Source organism: Candidatus Allofournierella excrementavium, assembly GCF_048526665.1.
GTDB classification, from domain to species: Bacteria; Bacillota; Clostridia; order Oscillospirales; family Ruminococcaceae; genus Allofournierella_A; species Allofournierella_A excrementavium.
In genome coordinates, this window is the sequence record NZ_DBGFPE010000035.1 from 38,506 (window position 1) to 55,432 (window position 16,927).

A 16,927-nucleotide genomic window follows, 5' to 3' on the forward strand; every position below is an offset into this window, starting at 1 on the left:
ATAACTTTGATGTTGAGGTGTACTGTATGATTACTGGTCGTATCCTGCGTGACGCCATTCTTTCCGGCGCCAACAACATTTCCAACCAGCGCTCCCGGGTGGACGAACTGAACGTCTTCCCCGTGCCGGACGGCGACACCGGCACCAACATGAGCATGACCGTGGGCGCGGCCCGCCCCGAGCTGGAAGCCATGAGCGACGACTGCACCGTGGGCGAGGCCGCCAAGGCCGCCGCCGGCGCGATGCTGCGGGGCGCCCGGGGCAACTCCGGCGTTATCACCAGCCTGTTGTTCCGGGGCTTCTCCAAAGCGCTGGACGGCAAGAAGACCGCCGACGCCGCCGACGTGGTGGCCGCCCTGCAGAAAGGCGTGGAGGCCGCCTACAAGGCCGTGATGAAGCCCACCGAGGGCACCATGCTCACGGTGGCCCGCATCGCCAGCGAAGAGGCTGCCGCCAGCGGCATCGCCGACGTGGTGGAGCTGTGGAAACTGGTGATGAGCGCCGGCCAGCGCGCGCTGGAGAACACCCCCAACCAGCTGCCGGTTCTGAAAAAGGCCGGCGTGGTGGACGCGGGCGGCCAGGGCCTGATGGTCATTTTTGAGGGCATGCAGATCGTGTTCGAGGGCGGCAAGCCCGTGCAGTGCGAGGAAGCGGCCCAGAACAAGGCAAAGCTGTCCACCTCCGGCGCGGGCAAGGGCGTGTTCACCGACGACCTGATGAAGGTGGAGGACATCAAGAACGGCTACTGCACCCAGTTTTTGGTGAACAAGGACGAGGGCGCCAGCATCGCAAAGCTGCGGGCCTTCCTGGAGTCCAACGGCGACAGCGTGGTGGTCATCGAGGACGACGACGTGGCCAACTGCCACGTGCACACCGCCGACCCGGGCAAGATCCTGTCCGAGGCCATCCGCTACGGCTACCTCACCGGCTTCAAGATCGAGAACATGCACGAGCAGTTCCTGGCCCGCCAGAAGCAGGGCAAGGGCCTGGAGAAGCAGAAGGCCGCCGAGGAGGCCCCTGCCGCCGCCTTCCCCTATGCCGCGGTGGACCCCGAGCGCACCTTCGGCTTTGTGGCCGTGGCCGCCGGCGAGGGTCTGGCCTCCGTGTTCGCGGACCTGGGCGTGGACGCCGTTGTCAGCGGCGGCCAGACCATGAACCCCGCCACCGAGGACATCCTGGCCGCGGTGCAGAGCGTGCCCGCCGGCACCGTGTTCGTGCTGCCCAACAACAAGAACATCATCATGGCCGCCGAGCAGGCCCAGAAGATCGCCGACCGCAAGGTGGTGGTGCTGCCCACCCGCACCATCCCCCAGGGCATCACCGCCATGCTCAGCTTCGACCCGGACGCCGACGCCGACGCCAACTCCATCGCCATGATGGAGGCCGCCGGCCGTGTGAGCACCGGCCTTGTGACCTTCGCCGCCCGCAACAGCGACTTTGACGGCCACAAGATCAAGAAGGGCGACATCATGGCCATGGAGAACGGCAAGATCGTGAACATCGGCACCGACATCGCCAAAATGACCTACCGTCTGGCCCGCAGCATGGTGAAGAAGGACACCAGCTTCATCACCCTCATCAGCGGCTGCGATGTGAGCGAGGAAGAGGCCCAGCGCACCTGCGAGCTGGTGCAGGCCAAGGTGGGCGACAATGTGGAAGTCACCCTCATCAACGGCGGCCAGCCGGTCTACTACTACATGATCGGCGTGGAATAAGCCCATAAAACAGCCAAAGGCGGCAGGCACGGAATGTGCCTGCCGCCCTTTTGTTTTGTTATTCCTTGGCAATGCGCTCCAGCCGGCCGCGCAGTTTTTTCAGCCCCCGGTAGCCGCACTTGCGGGTCTGCTCATAGGGCAGGCGCAGGGCGCGGGCGATCTCGGCGTAGCTCATGCGGCGCACACAGCGCAGCCAGACGATGACGCGCTCTTTTTCCGCCAGCTCGCCCAGCAGCCAGTCCTCCAGCGGGGCCTCGCCCTCCCGCTCCGCCGCGCCGCCGCTGCGCGCCGCCGCCTGACGGGCCCGCTCCCAGCTTTGGTTTTTGCGGTAAAGGTCCAGGGCGCGGCGGTCGGCGATGGCGGCAAGATAGCTTTTCACGCTGCCCCTCTCGGGGGAAAACCGCTTCCATTGCAGGCAGAAATCGGCCAGCGCCTCATAAACGCACTCCCAGGCGTCTTCCGGGTCCTGCAGGCGGCGGGAGCACACGCCCCACAAAAGATAGCGGTACTGCTCCACCAGCGCCGCCGCCCCGTTTTCCGGGTCGGCGCGGAACAGCTCCAGCAATTCCTCGTCCCTCATCCGCGCACCCCTTTCAGCCCACAGCAGGCCGCTTTATAACTGGATTCGCCGAAAAGGTGCGGATGGGGACAAAATTTTCCTTTTTTGTCCGTTTTTTGATCAAAAAACGAAGGCCCGGTCTTTTTCAAAAGGCCGGGCCCGCGTTGTTTCAATACCAGTGGAAGGTCCCCTCGCCGGTGTTGGCGGTGGTGCCGCTGACGTAGTTCAGGTGGATGAGCACCTCCCGCCCGTCGTCGCTGTAATAGACGGCGCTGCCGTCGCCGTTGCGGCGGCGCAGCTGCCAGCGGGCGTTGGAATCGTCGTAGATGATGTTGGGCAGCGTGCCGCGGCCCCCCGGGGCCGCATCCTCCGCCCCGCCCCGGAAGGCGGGCGCAGAGGAGCCGCCGAAGAACAGCGGCCGGATGACGACGCTCCAGCCGATCAGCGCCACCGGCACCGCGAACGCCAGGCCGATGGCGATGCCGATGGCCGCGCCCAGCATCTCGGGCTTGAATTTGAACAGCAGCCAGATCACCCCGTGGCCGGCCACCATGAGGGCGATTGCTTTTCCGCCGCTCTCTTTGGCCAGGCCCCGGCCCGCCGTCCAGAGAACGCCCGCCGCCGTGAACACCACTGCAAAGGCGGGGAAGTCGTGGGCGGAATCCACCATCAGGCCCAAAAAGGTGAGGAAATAGGGAACGATGAGAGAGACCATATGTACCCGGACCCCCTTTTCTTCAGCCGAACAGGCCGAAAAAGCCCTTCTTTTTGGGCGCGCCGGGCATCGGGGCGCCGCTCTGCAGCGCCTCGACGTCCTTCATAAAGAGGGCGCAGCTCTGGGGCGCGGGGGCGGCGCCGGCGGGATACTCTCCGGCCAGGTCCGGCAGCTGGCCCGCCTTCAGCTGGGCCTCCATGGCCTTGCCGTAGCGGCGGAGGTACTGCTGATACTGCTGGCGGTAATCGGCAAAATCGTTGGGGTACTCCGCTTTCTGCTCGGCGGTGAGGGTGCCGTTCAGCTCGGCGGCCCTGTCCAGATGCCACTTGGCGCCGGCCAGCATTTTGCCGGATTTGGAAAAATCCACCGCGTCAAGGCACAGCGCGGCCCGGAAGTACTCCGCCATGGCCTTGTAGCCCGCGGCCTCCATCAGGGCGCAGTCCCGCACGGCCGCCGCCAGCCACACCCCCTGGCCGGCCCTGTCGTCCCGGCCCGCCTCGAAGGCCTTGGCCACAGAGGCATAGGTGGAAAAGGCGTTGCCGCTGACTCGGAAGCTCCTGGTCTCGCCGCCCAGCGCCAGGGCGTACATCATGTCGAAGGCGCGGCCATAGCCCTGCCAGTCGGCGTCGTTCATCATGCCCGGGTGGGCCGCGCCGATGGCCTCGCCCAGCAGGATGACCTTGGTGTAGAGGGTCATGGCCTGGCCGTTGGCCCGCCCGAAGGAACGGGCGTTGAGGGTGCCGGCGGCGTCGCCCCGCAGCCTGTCGGCCTGGATCTTGCAGACGTTGGCCAGCAGGGTGCCGGCCTCGATGTTGCCCAGCTGGTACCCCTTTTCCAAAGCCGGGGCGGCCTGGTCATAATTGCCCAGCAGCATATAGGCGCTGCCCAGCCGGTTCCAGGCAAGGGCGTCCTCCGGCTCGATGCGCAGGTAGCGCTGGGCGCTGCGGGCGGCGGCGTTGTAGTCCTCCCGCACGTTCTCGCCCATGAAGTAGAAATAGGCCATGGCCAGCCCCGCCGCGTCGGCGTCCTCTTTTTCCAGCGTCTTCGTCAGCCGGAACGCCTCTTCGCTTTTGCCCGCGTCGATGAGCTTTTCAATGGCCTGCACCATCTCCCGGCGCTGTTCCGGGGGCATTTTTTCCTTTTTGCCAAACAGCATGATATCTCTCCTCCTGTTGTTTTCCAAAGCGCAAAGCGTTTTGCTTTTTAAATAATTCGCCCGCGCGGCGCAAAAGGGGACAAAAAAAGCCGCCCTCCGCGCAAAAATGCGCGGAGGGCGGCAGCCGATGCGGCTCAGGGCAGATGCACGGTCAGTTCCACCGGCCAGGCCCACTTCCAGGTGATGCGGCCCTGCATGCCGGGCGCGAGGCGGCAGCCCTGTTTCACGGCGTCGGGGGAGACCTGCAGCCCCAGCCCCGCCCAGGCCCCGCTTTCGTCCGGCAGGGTGACGCAGCTGGACCACGGGCCGTTCGCGGTGGGTTCGGGCAGGCCGTCGGTCCCGGCCTCCAGCCAGACGCCCGCCAGGGCCAGGTCCTCCCGCCGGGGGGCCGCGTCAAAGGTGATGTAGAAAGCCTCCGCCCCCGGCTCCGGCTCAGCGGCGGCCAGGCGGCCCGGCTGGCGGCTCACATGGGCGGTGAGGCTGCCGCCGGGCGCTTCCAGCACAAGGCCGTCCCCCTCCGGCAGGGGCAGGACGAACGTTTCGGGCAGCGGCGCGCTCACCAGCAGATAAGGCAGCGAGAGGGTGTACTCCCCGGCGGGCAGGCTGCCGAACTCCCAGCGGGAATAGAGGGAGGTGCCGTAGGGGTTGAAGCCCGCCGGCGTGCCCTCGTGCACCGTGCCGTCCGCCCCGGTGAGGGTGACCGCGCCGGGGGCCGGGTCCATAAAGGAGCTGAGGACCATCCAGGGCTCCACCGAGAAGGCCTCGCCGTTCAGGGGGTAAAGTTCCACCGCGGCCCCCTGCCCGCTTCGGGTCGGGATGGCCAGCACCCCGCCCAGCTCGCCCAGGGCGTAGGCGTATTCTTCCGGCGATGTCTCCCCGGCGGCGGCAAGGGTGAAGGGGACCTCCAATCCGCCGCAGTTCAGCACAGCCTCCGTCGGCTCGCTCCCCAGTTCCGGCGCGGGCAGGCCGGTGAACACCAGCTCCATCGCCAGGCAGTCTTTGGTGGAGCGGGCCGCGTCGGTGACGACCGTGCCATACATCTCCTCCTGTTCGCCCCAGCGCAGGGTGAGCTCCCCCAAAAGATCGGTCTGCCAGAGGATGGTGTACTCGCCGCCGTCGGGCAGGGTGACCACCCGGTCCGCCGCGTCGGGACCCTTTTCCAGCCGCACGTTCAGCACAAGGCCGTCCTGCCACCAGAGCGCGTCCTCTATCCGAAGGGAGACCGTCCGGTCCGCCCCTTCGGCGGGGGCGGCCAGGGTGTGGAAGGGCGCGTCGGCCCGGGTGTTCACGCCGTAGCCGGGCAGCACCCCGAAGTAGCGCAGCAGCAGGTAGCCGCAGGCCGCCAGCAGGGCCGCCAGGGCCAGCACCAGGCCGGTGAGCAGCAGTTTGCGCAGCTTGGCAAGGCTGCGCTGCTGGCGCTTTTTCACCGTTTCATAGGGCTCGTCCAGCGCCCGGGCGATCTGGCGCACCGTGAGCCCCGCGGCCCGCATGCGCAGAAGGGCCGCCTCTTCCTTTGGCAGGCGGGCCAGGGCGTTCTGCACGTCCAGCCGCGCGTCCGGGTCGGGGGCCCCGGCGGCGGGCAGGGCCTCGGGCAGGGGGTCGGCGGCCCGGCGTGCCCCGGCCCGCGCCCGGTCAATGGCCCGGCGGGTCGCCAGGGTGCACAGCCAGTTTTTCAGCGAGCCTTTGGCGGGGTCGAACCGGGCGCGCTGAAAGTAAGCCTGGGCGAACACGTCGTTGACGCACTCCCGCACATCCTCTTCGTTGGAGAGGCGGCGGGCCGCCGCGGCGCGCACCGCCCCGCCGTACCGCTCCATCAGGGCGGCAAGGCCCGCCTCCGGGTCCTGTTCCAGCAATTCCAGCAGCCGTTCGTCCGCGCTCATCCCGTCGCCGCCCCCTTTTGTTCCGCTTATGAAAGAATTATAGCATATGCCGCCGCACCGGAACAGGCCGGGCGAGATTTTTTCGACCCCCTGCGGCCAGGGATTTATGCTATAATGAAAAAAATGGACGGGAAAGGGGGCCATGGGCCATGCGGGCGGACACACCGGTGCAGTACCTGAAGGGCGTGGGCCCCAAGACCGCCGAGAAGTTCGCAAGGCTGGGGGTAGCCACGGTGGAGGACCTGCTGGGGCTTTATCCCCGGCGGTATGTGGACTATTCCGACCCCGCCCCGGTGGCCGCCGCCCCCTTCGACGCCGACACGGTGGTGAAGGCGGCGGTGTATTCCAAGCGGGGCGCGGTGCGCCTGCCCGGCGGGCGCACCATGGTGCAGGTGCTGGCGGGGGACGACAGCGCCGCGCTGACCCTGACCTGGTTCAACACCCACTTCGCGGCGGACAGCCTGCGGGTGGGGGAGGAATACTTTTTCGAGGGCCGGGTGCGGGGCACCCTGACGCGGCGGGAGATGGCGAACCCCACGGTGCGCACCCCCGCCCAGGTGGAAAAAACGCCGCTGGCGGCGGTGTATCCCCAGACGGAGGGCCTTGGCAGCGGGCAGATCGCCCGCTGCGTGGCCCGGGCGCTGGAGGAAGCCCAGCCGCTGGAGGAGTTCCTGCCGCCGGACTTTCTGACCCGGTTCAAGCTGCCGGGGCGCTGGCAGGCCGTGCGGGACATCCACCGCCCCGCTTCCATGGCCGCCGCCCAGGCGGCCCGGCGGCGGCTGGTGTTCGACGAGCTGTTCACCCTGCAATTGGGCCTGGGGCTTCTGCGCAGCCGGGGCGCGGCGAAGGCCAGCGCGGTGATGAAGCCTGCCGACCTCGCCCCCTTCTGGGCCAGCCTGCCCTTTGCCCCCACCGGGGCCCAGCGGCGGGCGGCGGGGGAGATCTGCGGCGACATGACAAAGACCGCCCCCATGAACCGGCTTTTGCAGGGGGACGTGGGCAGCGGCAAGACGCTGGTGGCGGCGGCGGCGGTGTACACCGCCTACAAAAACGGCTGGCAGAGCGCCCTGATGGCCCCCACCGAGATTCTGGCCGCCCAGCACGCCGACACCCTGGACCGGCTGCTCGGCCCCTTCGGGGTGCGGGTGGCGCTGCTCACCGGCGGCATGAAGGCGGCGGCAAGGCGCACGGCGCTGGCGGCCATCGCCGCCGGGGAGGCCGACCTGGTGGTGGGCACCCACGCGGTCATCGGCGAGGGAGTGCAGTTCAAGGCGCTGGGCCTTGCGGTGGTGGACGAACAGCACCGCTTCGGCGTGCGCCAGCGGGGCCTGCTGGCGGGCAAGGCCGCCCAGCCCCACGTGCTGGTGATGAGCGCCACCCCCATCCCCCGCACCCTGGCGCTGCTTGTCTACGGCGATCTGGACATCTCGGTGCTGGACGAGCTGCCCCCCGGGCGCAAGGCCGTGAAGACCTACGCCGTGGGCGGCGAAAAGCGCAGGGCCATGTACGGCTTTTTGGAAAAACAAATTGCCGCCGGGCGGCAGGTGTACATCGTCTGCCCGCTGGTGGAGGAGAGCGACGCGGAAAACGCCGGGGAGCTGGCGGCGGTGACCACCTATTACACCGAGGTGGCCAAGGCCCTGCTGCCGGGCCGGCGGGTGGGGCTGATGCACGGGCGGCTGAAGGCGAAGGAAAAGGCCGCCGTGATGGAGGACTTCAAGGCCGGCAGGCTGGACGCCCTTGTCTCCACCACCGTCATCGAGGTGGGGGTGGACGTGCCCAACGCCACCGTGATGGTGATTGAAAACGCCGAGCGCTACGGCCTGTCGGCCCTGCACCAGCTGCGGGGCCGGGTGGGCCGGGGGGCGGCGGAGAGCTTCTGCATCCTGGTGAGCGACCACGGCAGCGAGGCCGTGCGGGACCGGCTGCGCTTTCTCTGCTCCACCCAGGACGGCTTCGCCATCGCCAAATACGACCTGGAGCACCGGGGCCCCGGCGACTTTTTCGGGGACCGGCAGCACGGCCTGCCCACCTTGCAGCTGGCCAGCCTGACCACCGACACCCGCACCCTGGCGGCGGCCCACGCCAGCGCCGCCGAACTGCTGGAGGCGGACCCCGCCCTCACCGCCCCGGAGCACCGGGCGCTGGCGGGGCAGGTGCAGCGCCTCTTCGGGCGCACCACCTTCAACTGAGCGCTCTTGTTTTCCACAAAGAAAGACCCGGACGGGGGAAAACTCCCCGCCCGGGCTTTTTAATTTTTATAGTTGGCGCGGTCTGCCCAGAAATCCTCCTTCGGCAGCAGGGCGAAGGTATAGCGCGTCTCGTCCACAACGCCCTCGTCCTCCGGCAGCTCCACCTGCCGCACGCTGTATTCCTTCGCCACAAGGTAGGCCCCCTCCGCCTCGGCCAGGACCTCCAGCGGGAAGTCGCCAAGCTCGCCGGTGGTGGCGAGGGTCTGCTTCACGGTGTGCCCTTGCGGGTCGATGAGGTAGTTGTCAAATTCGCCGTTCTCCTCGCCCCGCACCAGAAAGCCCCCGTCGCCGGCGGCCGTCAGCTGGGCCTGGGCCAGACTGCGGCCCTGGTTCAGATCGGTGGCGAGGGTGGTCTTCCCGCCTCCCGCCAGCGGCAGGCGGAGGATGCTGCCCGTCCCGTTTTCCAAAAGACAGAGCGCGTCCCCGGCGCAGACGGCGCTCACCGGCCGCTCCCGGCGCACCAGCTCCCGCCAGCTGCCGTCGTCCACGTTCCACAGGCCCCAGCCCGCCTGGGTGCCCTCGCCGAAGCGCAGCACCAATTCCCGCCCGAAGGCCCCTTCCACGGCGGTGTCCAACGGGGGCAGGCCCGTCTGCTCTTTCTGTTCGCCGGTGGCGGCGTCAAGGCTGACCAGCCGCCGCCGGGCCTCGCCCTCTTCATAGGCGGACACCAGAAGATACAGCCGCTCACCGTCCCAGGCGGGGGCGCTGTCGATAAAATCGGACGCGCCAAAGCGGGCCAGCTCCTGTCGGTGGGAGCCGTCCCGCTCACAGCTGATGACCCGGGCCGTGCCCGCTTGTTCCTTTGCCTCGCCGCCGTAGACCACGAACAGCCGGTCCCGGGCGGCGTACACCCGGATGTCGCAGCCGTCCCACGCAAGGCGGGCGGTGCAGCCCTCGCCGGTGTGGTCGCAGCCGGCGCTGCACACGGCGGAGTCCTCCAGGGTGGCGTAGTCCACAAAATGCAGCACGAAGTCGCCGCCGTTTTGCCGGGCGAGGTAGTAATAGCCGCTGGCGGCGTCCCACTGGGTCAGCACGGTCAGCGCCTCTTCGGGCGCGGCGGCGCAGGACTCAGGCGCGGAGGCTGCGGAGGCGGCGATGACCAGCGGGCTGTTCTGCCTTGTGCAGGCGGCCAGCAGCACGCCGCTCAGGAAAAGGCATATCCACAAAGACGGTTTCATCTCAGGTCCCTTCCTTTCTCCGTTCGGTCAGCCCACGGCCAGCGCCCGGCTGCCCATGGCGGTGTAGATGCGCTCGAAGGTGTCCTTGTCCACCCGGGTGCTGCCGGAGAGCGGGTCCGCCAGCAGGCAGTCGCCCCCTTCCACCCCGGCCAGCACCAGACAGTGGAGGTTTGCATAAGGGGTGTACTGCTCGCCGGAGGGCAGCGTCCAGGTGAAGCTTTCGTTCATGCGGGGGTCCTGGTAGTCCTGGGTGAACCACACCGCCACCGGCTGGCCCTTGGCCAGCCGCTTTTCCAGTTCGGCAAGCCCTGCGCCGGTGAGGTCCTTCGCCCGCAGAGAGCTGCCGATGGCTTCAAGATAGCCGTTGGCTCCCTCCACCACCGGGCCTGCAAAGCAGTACCAGCCGCCGGAGGCGCTGGTGGGGTCGCCCGCGTAGGCTTCGTCGGGGTCGGGGCCGAAGCGGTCCGGCCCGGAATAGCTGAACTCCTGGCGGGGGATCCACTCCATGGCCAGCTCCACCGTGTCCGCCTCCACCCCGGCGTAGTGCAGCAGGGTGGCCAGACTGGCCGCCTCGCAGCCGTTGGGCAGGGCGGGGTTTTGCAGCACCGGCTCCACCTCCAGCACGCCGGCGGCCTCGGGCGCGTCCACGCCCCAGCCTGCGGCGATGGAAAAGAGGGCCTCGGCCCGGTGCACGCCCTCCGCCAGCGCGCCCTTGGTCTCGCTGAGCACCCGCAGCAGCGCCCAGCCGCAGAGGGCCAGCACCGCCAGCCGCAGCAGCACACCGGCAAGGCGGCGCTTGCGCCGGCGGCGGCGAGGCGCGGGCGCGGGGGCCCGGTAGACCTGACGCTGGCGCTCCGGGGGGCGGCGGATGGGCGCGGCCTCCTCCACCGGGCTCCAGGCGGGCAGGGGGATGGCCTGTTCCCACTCCCCGGCAGGCCGCAGTGCGGCGGCGGTGCGGATGACGCGCGTGCTCATAAAATGACCCCCTCTGATGCGATAGTCTCCCGCGGCGGTCATCCGCCGCAAGAAAAGTATCGCGCCAAAGGGGGCGCAAAGTCCGCAAAAAGCGGTATCGAAACTGTAAACATCCCGCAGAAAAACTGCAAAAAATGCGGGGGGCGGCCCCTCACTGCTGCAAAGCGTAGCCGGAAAAGCAGTCCAGCACCGGGTCGTAGTAAAGGGCCAGGTTGCCGCCGTACCAGCCGAAAAGCACCATCACCTGCTTTTCCAGCGGCACGATCTGCACATCCAGGGAGACGTCTGCCAGCACCCGTGCCATCTCCGCTTCGCCGGGCATGGGGTCGGCATAAAGGGGCTGGTGGTTGTAAAGGCAGCCCCAGCTTTCGCCCGGTTCCTTCCAGCCGTCGGCGCTGTAAAGCACAAGGCTGTTGTACTGGGCGGCGCGCACCATGCCCTGCATGTTGCTCAGCATGCCGGCCAGCTGGTCGCGGCCCGCGCCCTGCCAGTATTCCTCCATCGGCTCCAGGGGGAAGGATGCATTCTCCAGCGCCCAGGGGTAGGGGGTGAGCATGCTGTTCAGCCGCTGATAGAGCTGCAGGCGCTGGTCGTCGTTGGAGAGGTTGAACAGATAGAGCAGCTCCTCCCGGCAGCGCTGCACCGCCGTCTCCTGCCAGTCTTCGGGCAGGTTTTGGTAGCCGTCGGCGGCATAGACGAGGCAGCTCACCGCAAAGCCGCTGGAGCGGTAGCCCACGGCGAACTCCGCCGTCAGCTCCTGCTGCACCGCGTTGGGGGTGGCAAGGCCGGAGATCTGGGGCGGGGTGTCGGTGAAGCGGATGCCCCGCACATAAAGGCAGTCGCCGTCCTCCGGCAGGGCCATGTAGACCTGGCCGCTGCTGGCGTTCTCCCCCTGGCCCATACCCCAGCCGAAGAGGTCCAGCCAGGGGGCGGCCAGCTCGCCGGAGGCCTCCAGCCAGGGGTAAATGCCGTTTTCCGTGTCGGAGGCCTCCTCCCAGAGCTGCCAGGGCCAGAACTGCACGTCGGCGCTCTCGGCCCCCAGGGCGCTGTATACCGGCAGGGCGGCGCGGCTGTCCACCTGACGGCCGGGCGGGGAGAGGCCCGCCGCGCCCACAAGCGCCATGCCCGCCGCCAGCACCCCCGCGCAAGCCCCCAGAAAGACCAGGGTGTCGCGCCGGGGCGCGCAACGCTTTTTCATGGGCACCGGGCCTCCTTTCCAGAATGATTCCGGCCGATTGCCGGGAAGGGATTCAACGCTGCAGGGAAAAGCCGGAGAAGCAGTCCAGCACCGGGTCATAGTAGGCGGCCACGTCGCCCTTTTCCCAGCTGAACAGCACCATGGCCTGCCGCTCCATGGGCACGATCTGTATCTCCAGTTCCAGGTTGTTCATCAGCAGGGCCAGCTCCTCTTCGCCGGGCATGGGGTCGGCGGCAAGGGTCTGGTGGGGCAGAAGGCCGCCGGGCACCTCCTCCGGAGGCCGGCCGCCGCCCTGGTGGAAAAGCTGCAGGGCCTTGCGCTGGTTGGCCCGCAGGTCCCCCGCCATGCTGCGCAGCATCGACTGCACATCCCGCGCGCCCTCCTCCTGCCAGAGGACATCCAGTTCCGGGTCGTTGAAGGTCTTGTATTCCAGCCCTTCCTCGCTGCAAAGGAACATGCCGTTCAGCAGCTCATACAGGCCGGCGCGCGATTCGTCGTTGGAGAGGTTGAGCAGGTACATCACTTCCTCGCGGCAGCGCTGCACCGCCGCGGTCTGCCAGTCGTCGGGCAGGTCCTGATAGCCGTCGTCGGCAAACACACGGCAGGTCACCGCAAAGCCGCTGTCCCGCCGGCCCGCCGACACCTCGGCCACCAGCGCCCGGTCCGGGCCGTCGGCGCCGGGCATCGGTGCGGCAAAGCGCACGTTGCGGGCAAAAAAGCACCGGCCCTGCGGCACGTCCGCGTGCCATTCGGAGCCGGGCAGCGGGCCCGCTCCGCCGTTCCACCCGGCGAAGTCCAGCCATGCGCCGGCGGGCCAGTCCACGTCGAAGCCCTCCTGCAGGCGGGCCGCCTCGGTGAGGGAGTACTCCTCCCAGGCGGCCTCCGGCCAGAAGAGCACGTCGGCGCTCTCGGCCCCCAGGGCGCCCCGCACCGGCAGGGCGGCCCGGGCGGTCACCTCACGCCCCGGGGCAAAGCGGCCCGCGGCGGCCACGGCGGCCATGCCCGCCGCCAGCACCCCGGCGCAGGCGGCCACAAAGACAAGCAGGGCGCGGCGGGAGGGGGAAGGCTGTTTCATGGCGCGGCCTCCTTTTTTAAAACGCGGTCACTGGACGGCAAAGCCGGACCAGACTTCCAGCACCGGGTCGTAGTAAAAGCCGAGGGTGGCGTTGGAGGAAAAGAGCACCAGCACGCTGTCCGACAGGGTGACCACCTGCAGCTCCATGCCGTATTCGGCGTACTGCTGCTGGAGGCGCTGCTCCAGCTTGTGGGTGTCCTCCTCGCTGAGGGTGCCGGCGGCCAGCGCCGCCGGGTCGGGGGAGTTCTCCACCGGCCAGAGGGCGGTGTCCGGCCCGAGGCCCGCCGGCCATTGCAGAACGAATTCGTCGAGGCCCGCCAGCGCCGCCAACGGCCCGCTGAGCCGGTCCAGCATCGTTTCCAGGGGCATCTGCGCGGCGCTTTGCAGCCGGCGCACCGCTTCATCGCTCAGCGCGCCGTCCGTCTGCGCCGGCTGGGAGGCGGTCTCCCCGCCGGGGTCGGAGGGCGCGTCTACGGGGGCCGGGGTGGCCTCCATGATCTCGGAGGCGGCGGCATCGTCCAGCAGCCAGCCCGCCGCGCCGCACTGGAAATAAAGGTCCAGCAGCACCTGGCGGTAGGCCGCCTCCAGCTGGGCCTCGGTGGGGGTCTGGTCCGCCGGCTTCACCACAAAGCTCACCGCCATGCCGAAGGTCAGGGCGGGGTCACTGCCGTTGCCATAGGCCATGTTCAGGACAAGGTTTTGGGCTTCGCCGCCGTCGGGCGGCGTCCAGAGCACCGGCAGATCCCGCAGATACTGGCAGCTGGAGCGGGCGTCGGCATAGGATTCTATCACCACCGAGGAGGTCTCCATCTCCACCCCGCCGCCTAGCAGCGCGTCGATGAGCGTCACCAGCATCTCGGCTGTGTAGGTGTCGCCCTCCATGGGGAACAGGGTGGGCGTCTGCCCGGCCTGCTCGGCGTAGAAGGTCCAGGGCCAGAAGCTCACGTCGTCGGTGCGCTGGCCCACCGCGCTGTAAACCGGCAGGGCGGACTCCGTCTGCACCTGCCGCCGGGGGGCCAGCACCGCCTGCTCCAGCAGGAAGGTGGCCGCGGTGCCCGCCAGCAGGATGGCCGCGCCGGTGGCCAGCACCTGCCGCTGCACCCGGCGCGCCTTGTCCTTCTGACGGGGGGCGCGGGCGGGGGCCGCCGTGCCCGCCGGGGGCCGGCGGATGCGCCGCCCGCTCATGCTTCGGCCTCCTGCCCCGGCACGGGCGGGGCCGCCAGCGGAAAGCGCAGGGTGATGAGGGTGCCCTTGCCCACCCGGCTGTCGATGGCGAAGGCCCCTTTGTGGATGCGGCAGATCTCCTCGCAGAGCGCGAGGCCCAGCCCCGCGCCGCCGGCCTTGCGGCTGCGGGACTTGTCCACCATATAAAAGGGCTGGCGCACCTTTTCCAGCTCCTTTTCCGGGATGCCCTGGCCGTAGTCCCGGATCATGATCTCGGCCTGGCCGCCCTGGCGGTGGGCCAGCATCTGGATGCGGCTGCCCTCGGGGCTGGCCTTGCGGCCGTTGTCGATGAAGTTATAGAGCAGGGATTTGAAGAGCTCCCGGTCCATCATCAAAAACAGACCTTCCTCGCAGACGTGCTGCAAGGTGAGGCCGGAGCTGGCCAGCACCGGCTCCATGGCGGCGGCCACCTCCTTCATCACGTCCGCCAGGGGCTCCGAGGTGAACACCAGGTTCTGGCTGCCCACGTTGAGCAGCTCCATCAGCTTGCCGGAGAGCGAGCGCATGCGCTTTGTCTCCTCCACGATGATGCCGGCGTACTCCATCCGCTTTTTGTCGGTCACGTCCTTTTGCAGATACAAAAGGTCCGCGAAGCCCAGGATGCTGGTGAGGGGCGTTTTCATCTCGTGGGCCATGTTGGCGATGAAGGCGCTGCGGTCCTCGGCGGCCTGTTCCAGCTGGGTGACCCGGCTCTCCACCGCCTCGGCCATGCGGTTCATGTCCTGGGCGAGGTCCGCCAGCTCGTCAGAGCCAGACAGGCGGATGCGCTCGGAATAGCTTCCCGCGGCGATGCGCCGCGACGCCCGGCTGAGCACGTTCAAGGGGCGCAGCAGGCCCCGCACCACCACCAGCAGCGCGCCGGCGGCGGCAAGGCTGCCGGTGGCGCTGAGGGCCAGGGCGGTGCCCGCCTGACGGCGCAGGATGCCCTCCACCTCCGACACGTCAAAGACGCAGAGCAGGCGGTAGTCCGTCTGCTCCAGCGAGAGGGGGGCGTTCAGCGCAAGATACAGCCGCCCGTCCTGCCGGAAGGTGCGGGAGTAGGTGAGGGCGGAGTCGGTGTAGTCGTCGCCCTGCAATGCGGCGGCGTCCATCAGCTCGTCAAAGGTGGCGCCGGCGATGGTGTTCCAGTCCTCGGCGCCCCGGCGCAAAAGGCGGCTGGCCACAAGATACTCGTCCGCCTCATGCCGCGCCAGCACCGAGGCGGCGGCATCGTCCGCCTCCTCCGCCGAAAGGCGCACCTTGCCGCTTTGCAGCCGCTGGCTGACCACGCCGGTCTTGATGAGGCTGGCCAGCGACTGCTGCTGGGTGAGGGCGCGCTGATTTTCCCGCTCCCACAGCGAGCTGCGGCTCGAAAGCAGAAAGAGCAGGCTCAAAAGGCTGGTGACCGCGACGGTCAGCGCCAGGGTGGACAGAAAAATTTTCTGCCAAAGTTTCATCTGTCAGCTCTCCAGTCGGTAGCCCACCCGGGGAAGGGTGACCAGTTTTTCCGAAAGATGCAGCTTCTGGCGCAGCCGCTGCACGTGGATGTCCACCGTGCGGCTCTCGCCCTCGAACTCATAGCCCCACACCAGGGCCAGCAGCTTTGCCCGGCTGAGGGCCAGGTCCCGGTTCTGCAAGAACACCCGCAGCAGCTCGAACTCCTTGGGCGAAAGGGCCACCGGCTCGCCCTTCAGGGTGACGGTGTGGCTGCCCAGGTCCTGGCGGATGTCGCCGTATTCCAGCACCTCCCGGCCCTTGCCCCGGCGGCGCAGGGCCACTTCCACCCGCGCCAGCAGTTCCAGCGCCTCGAAGGGCTTGGCGATGTAGTCCTCGGCCCCCAGATGCAGGCCCCGGACTTTATCCGCCACCTGCTGCATGGCGGACAGAAAGATCACCGGCGTGCCCTGGCTGGCCACCCGCTCCATCACGGCGAAGCCATCCAGGCCCGGCAGCATCACGTCCAGCAGCACCAGGTCGAAGCCGCCCGCGAAGATGCGCTCCACCGCTTTTTCGCCGTCGGAGCAGATCTCGCTGGTGTAGCCCCCCAGCGACAGGGTGGCCTCGATCATCTGGGCGATATGCGCCTCATCCTCCACGATCAGGATGTGTGCCATGGCAAAGATTCCTCCTTTTTATGCAAAAGGGCCCCAGGCAACGCCCGGGCCCCTTAACAGTATGCCACACCCGCGCCCAAGGTGTCGACAACAAGTTGTATCGAAACTGTAAATACCAACAGAAAACGGGCCGTTTTTTTGCAAAAACGGCCCGTTGGTCCTCTTATTCGTGCTCGCCCACCCAGCGCTCGCCCGCTTCCCACACGGGGGCGGCGGCGGCAAGGCTTGCCGGCACGTTCAGGATGCGCTGGTTGCGGCTGCCCCGAAAGCGCAGCTCCAGGCTGCACTCGGCCTGCAGGAAGGGCCCGTCGATGAGGGTGTCCAGCTCCCGCAGCAGGGCTTTCTGGGCCTCGGTGCCCGCCAGCAGCTGCTCGAAGGTGTAGCCGGTGTAGGCGGCCACCTCAAAGCCCGCGGCGCGGCAAAGGCGCACGAATTCCAGCATTTCGTCCCCCGCCTGGGCGAAGGGCTCGCCGCCGGAGAGGGTGATCCCCTTGCACAGGGGGCTTCGTTTGGCCAGCGCCGCCAGCTCTTCGGGGGTGCATTCCTGCCCGCCCTCAAAGGCCCAGGTCTCGGGGTTATGGCACCCCGGGCAGTGGTGGGGGCAGCCCTGGAAGAACACGGTGAACCGCAGCCCCGGGCCGTCTACGATGCTGTCGGCCACACAGCCTGCGACCCTCAGCATTACAGGTGCTTCACCCGGTCGCGCTCTTCGGCCTTCTTGGCGTCGTTCCACTTGTCCATGGTGCCCACCAGATAGCCGGTGATGCGGCGGATGCGCTCGAACTGGACGTCCTTGCCCACGACGGATTGTTTCTGCATTGCAGCCATGATGTTTCCTCCTTGGACCTTTCCCGGTCTTTTCAAAAATCGTTATCGTTATTATATCACGTTCGGCGGGCGGCGGCAT

15 protein-coding genes are annotated in these 16,927 nt (G+C 68.1%); 2 read left to right on the top strand and 13 right to left on the bottom strand.

What is annotated here, in order from left to right:
• Positions 1–26: 26 nt before the first annotated feature.
• Positions 27–1,715, top strand: coding sequence for a DAK2 domain-containing protein (locus ACMI1Q_RS08460; RefSeq protein WP_419503458.1), 1,689 nt, complete (start codon positions 27–29; stop codon positions 1,713–1,715).
• Between the two features lie 58 nt (positions 1,716–1,773).
• Here the strand turns inward: ACMI1Q_RS08460 and ACMI1Q_RS08465 are convergent, their stop codons facing one another.
• The 4 genes from ACMI1Q_RS08465 to ACMI1Q_RS08480 all read right to left on the bottom strand — a co-directional run bounded on the left by ACMI1Q_RS08465 (position 1,774) and on the right by ACMI1Q_RS08480 (position 6,025).
• On the bottom strand, positions 1,774–2,295 hold the full coding sequence (locus tag ACMI1Q_RS08465; RefSeq protein ID WP_419503459.1) for an RNA polymerase sigma factor: 522 nt from the start codon (positions 2,293–2,295) through the stop codon (positions 1,774–1,776).
• Between the two features lie 148 nt (positions 2,296–2,443).
• Complete coding sequence (locus ACMI1Q_RS08470; protein WP_419503460.1) at positions 2,444–2,989, bottom strand: hypothetical protein; 546 nt, start codon at positions 2,987–2,989, stop codon at positions 2,444–2,446.
• A 22-nt stretch (positions 2,990–3,011) separates the two neighbouring features.
• Entirely contained in the window at positions 3,012–4,145 is a 1,134-nt protein-coding gene (locus ACMI1Q_RS08475) for a hypothetical protein (RefSeq protein ID WP_419503461.1), read from the bottom strand.
• A gap of 134 nt (positions 4,146–4,279) precedes the next feature.
• Positions 4,280–6,025, bottom strand: coding sequence for an RNA polymerase sigma factor (locus tag ACMI1Q_RS08480; RefSeq protein WP_419503462.1), 1,746 nt, complete (start codon positions 6,023–6,025; stop codon positions 4,280–4,282).
• Positions 6,026–6,174: 149 nt separating this feature from the next.
• Here ACMI1Q_RS08480 and recG point away from each other — a divergent pair, with 149 nt between their 5' ends.
• Positions 6,175–8,217 carry an ATP-dependent DNA helicase RecG gene (gene recG / locus ACMI1Q_RS08485; protein ID WP_419503463.1) on the top strand — a complete coding sequence of 681 codons (2,043 nt, stop codon included), beginning with the start codon at positions 6,175–6,177 and terminating at the stop codon, positions 8,215–8,217.
• A 59-nt stretch (positions 8,218–8,276) separates the two neighbouring features.
• On the opposite strand, the gene ACMI1Q_RS08490 is transcribed toward recG, so the two are convergent.
• From ACMI1Q_RS08490 to nrdD, 9 genes are all read right to left on the bottom strand, one after another.
• Positions 8,277–9,455, bottom strand: a complete 1,179-nt coding sequence (locus tag ACMI1Q_RS08490) for a hypothetical protein (RefSeq protein ID WP_419503464.1) — start codon at positions 9,453–9,455, stop codon at positions 8,277–8,279.
• A gap of 27 nt (positions 9,456–9,482) precedes the next feature.
• Positions 9,483–10,430, bottom strand: coding sequence for a C39 family peptidase (locus tag ACMI1Q_RS08495; RefSeq protein ID WP_419503465.1), 948 nt, complete (start codon positions 10,428–10,430; stop codon positions 9,483–9,485).
• Between the two features lie 151 nt (positions 10,431–10,581).
• A complete protein-coding gene (locus ACMI1Q_RS08500) occupies positions 10,582–11,628 on the bottom strand; it encodes a hypothetical protein (RefSeq protein WP_419503466.1) in 1,047 nt (348 codons plus the stop codon).
• 52 nt (positions 11,629–11,680) lie between these two features.
• Entirely contained in the window at positions 11,681–12,703 is a 1,023-nt protein-coding gene (locus ACMI1Q_RS08505; RefSeq protein ID WP_419503467.1) for a hypothetical protein, read from the bottom strand.
• A 27-nt stretch (positions 12,704–12,730) separates the two neighbouring features.
• On the bottom strand, positions 12,731–13,888 hold the full coding sequence (locus tag ACMI1Q_RS08510; RefSeq protein ID WP_419503468.1) for a hypothetical protein: 1,158 nt from the start codon (positions 13,886–13,888) through the stop codon (positions 12,731–12,733).
• Positions 13,885–15,363 (bottom strand): ATP-binding protein, encoded by a 1,479-nt coding sequence (locus ACMI1Q_RS08515; RefSeq protein ID WP_419503469.1) that lies wholly within the window; start codon positions 15,361–15,363, stop codon positions 13,885–13,887. The genes ACMI1Q_RS08510 and ACMI1Q_RS08515 overlap by 4 nt, the downstream gene beginning before the upstream one ends.
• Before the next feature lie 3 nt (positions 15,364–15,366).
• Positions 15,367–16,020, bottom strand: a complete 654-nt coding sequence (locus tag ACMI1Q_RS08520) for a response regulator transcription factor (protein ID WP_177522638.1) — start codon at positions 16,018–16,020, stop codon at positions 15,367–15,369.
• A 163-nt stretch (positions 16,021–16,183) separates the two neighbouring features.
• Positions 16,184–16,702 carry an anaerobic ribonucleoside-triphosphate reductase activating protein gene (gene nrdG / locus ACMI1Q_RS08525; RefSeq protein WP_419503470.1) on the bottom strand — a complete coding sequence of 173 codons (519 nt, stop codon included), beginning with the start codon at positions 16,700–16,702 and terminating at the stop codon, positions 16,184–16,186.
• Complete coding sequence (nrdD, locus tag ACMI1Q_RS08530) at positions 16,702–16,848, bottom strand: anaerobic ribonucleoside-triphosphate reductase (RefSeq protein WP_394980142.1); 147 nt, start codon at positions 16,846–16,848, stop codon at positions 16,702–16,704. The genes nrdG and nrdD overlap by 1 nt, the downstream gene beginning before the upstream one ends.
• Positions 16,849–16,927: the final 79 nt, after the last annotated feature.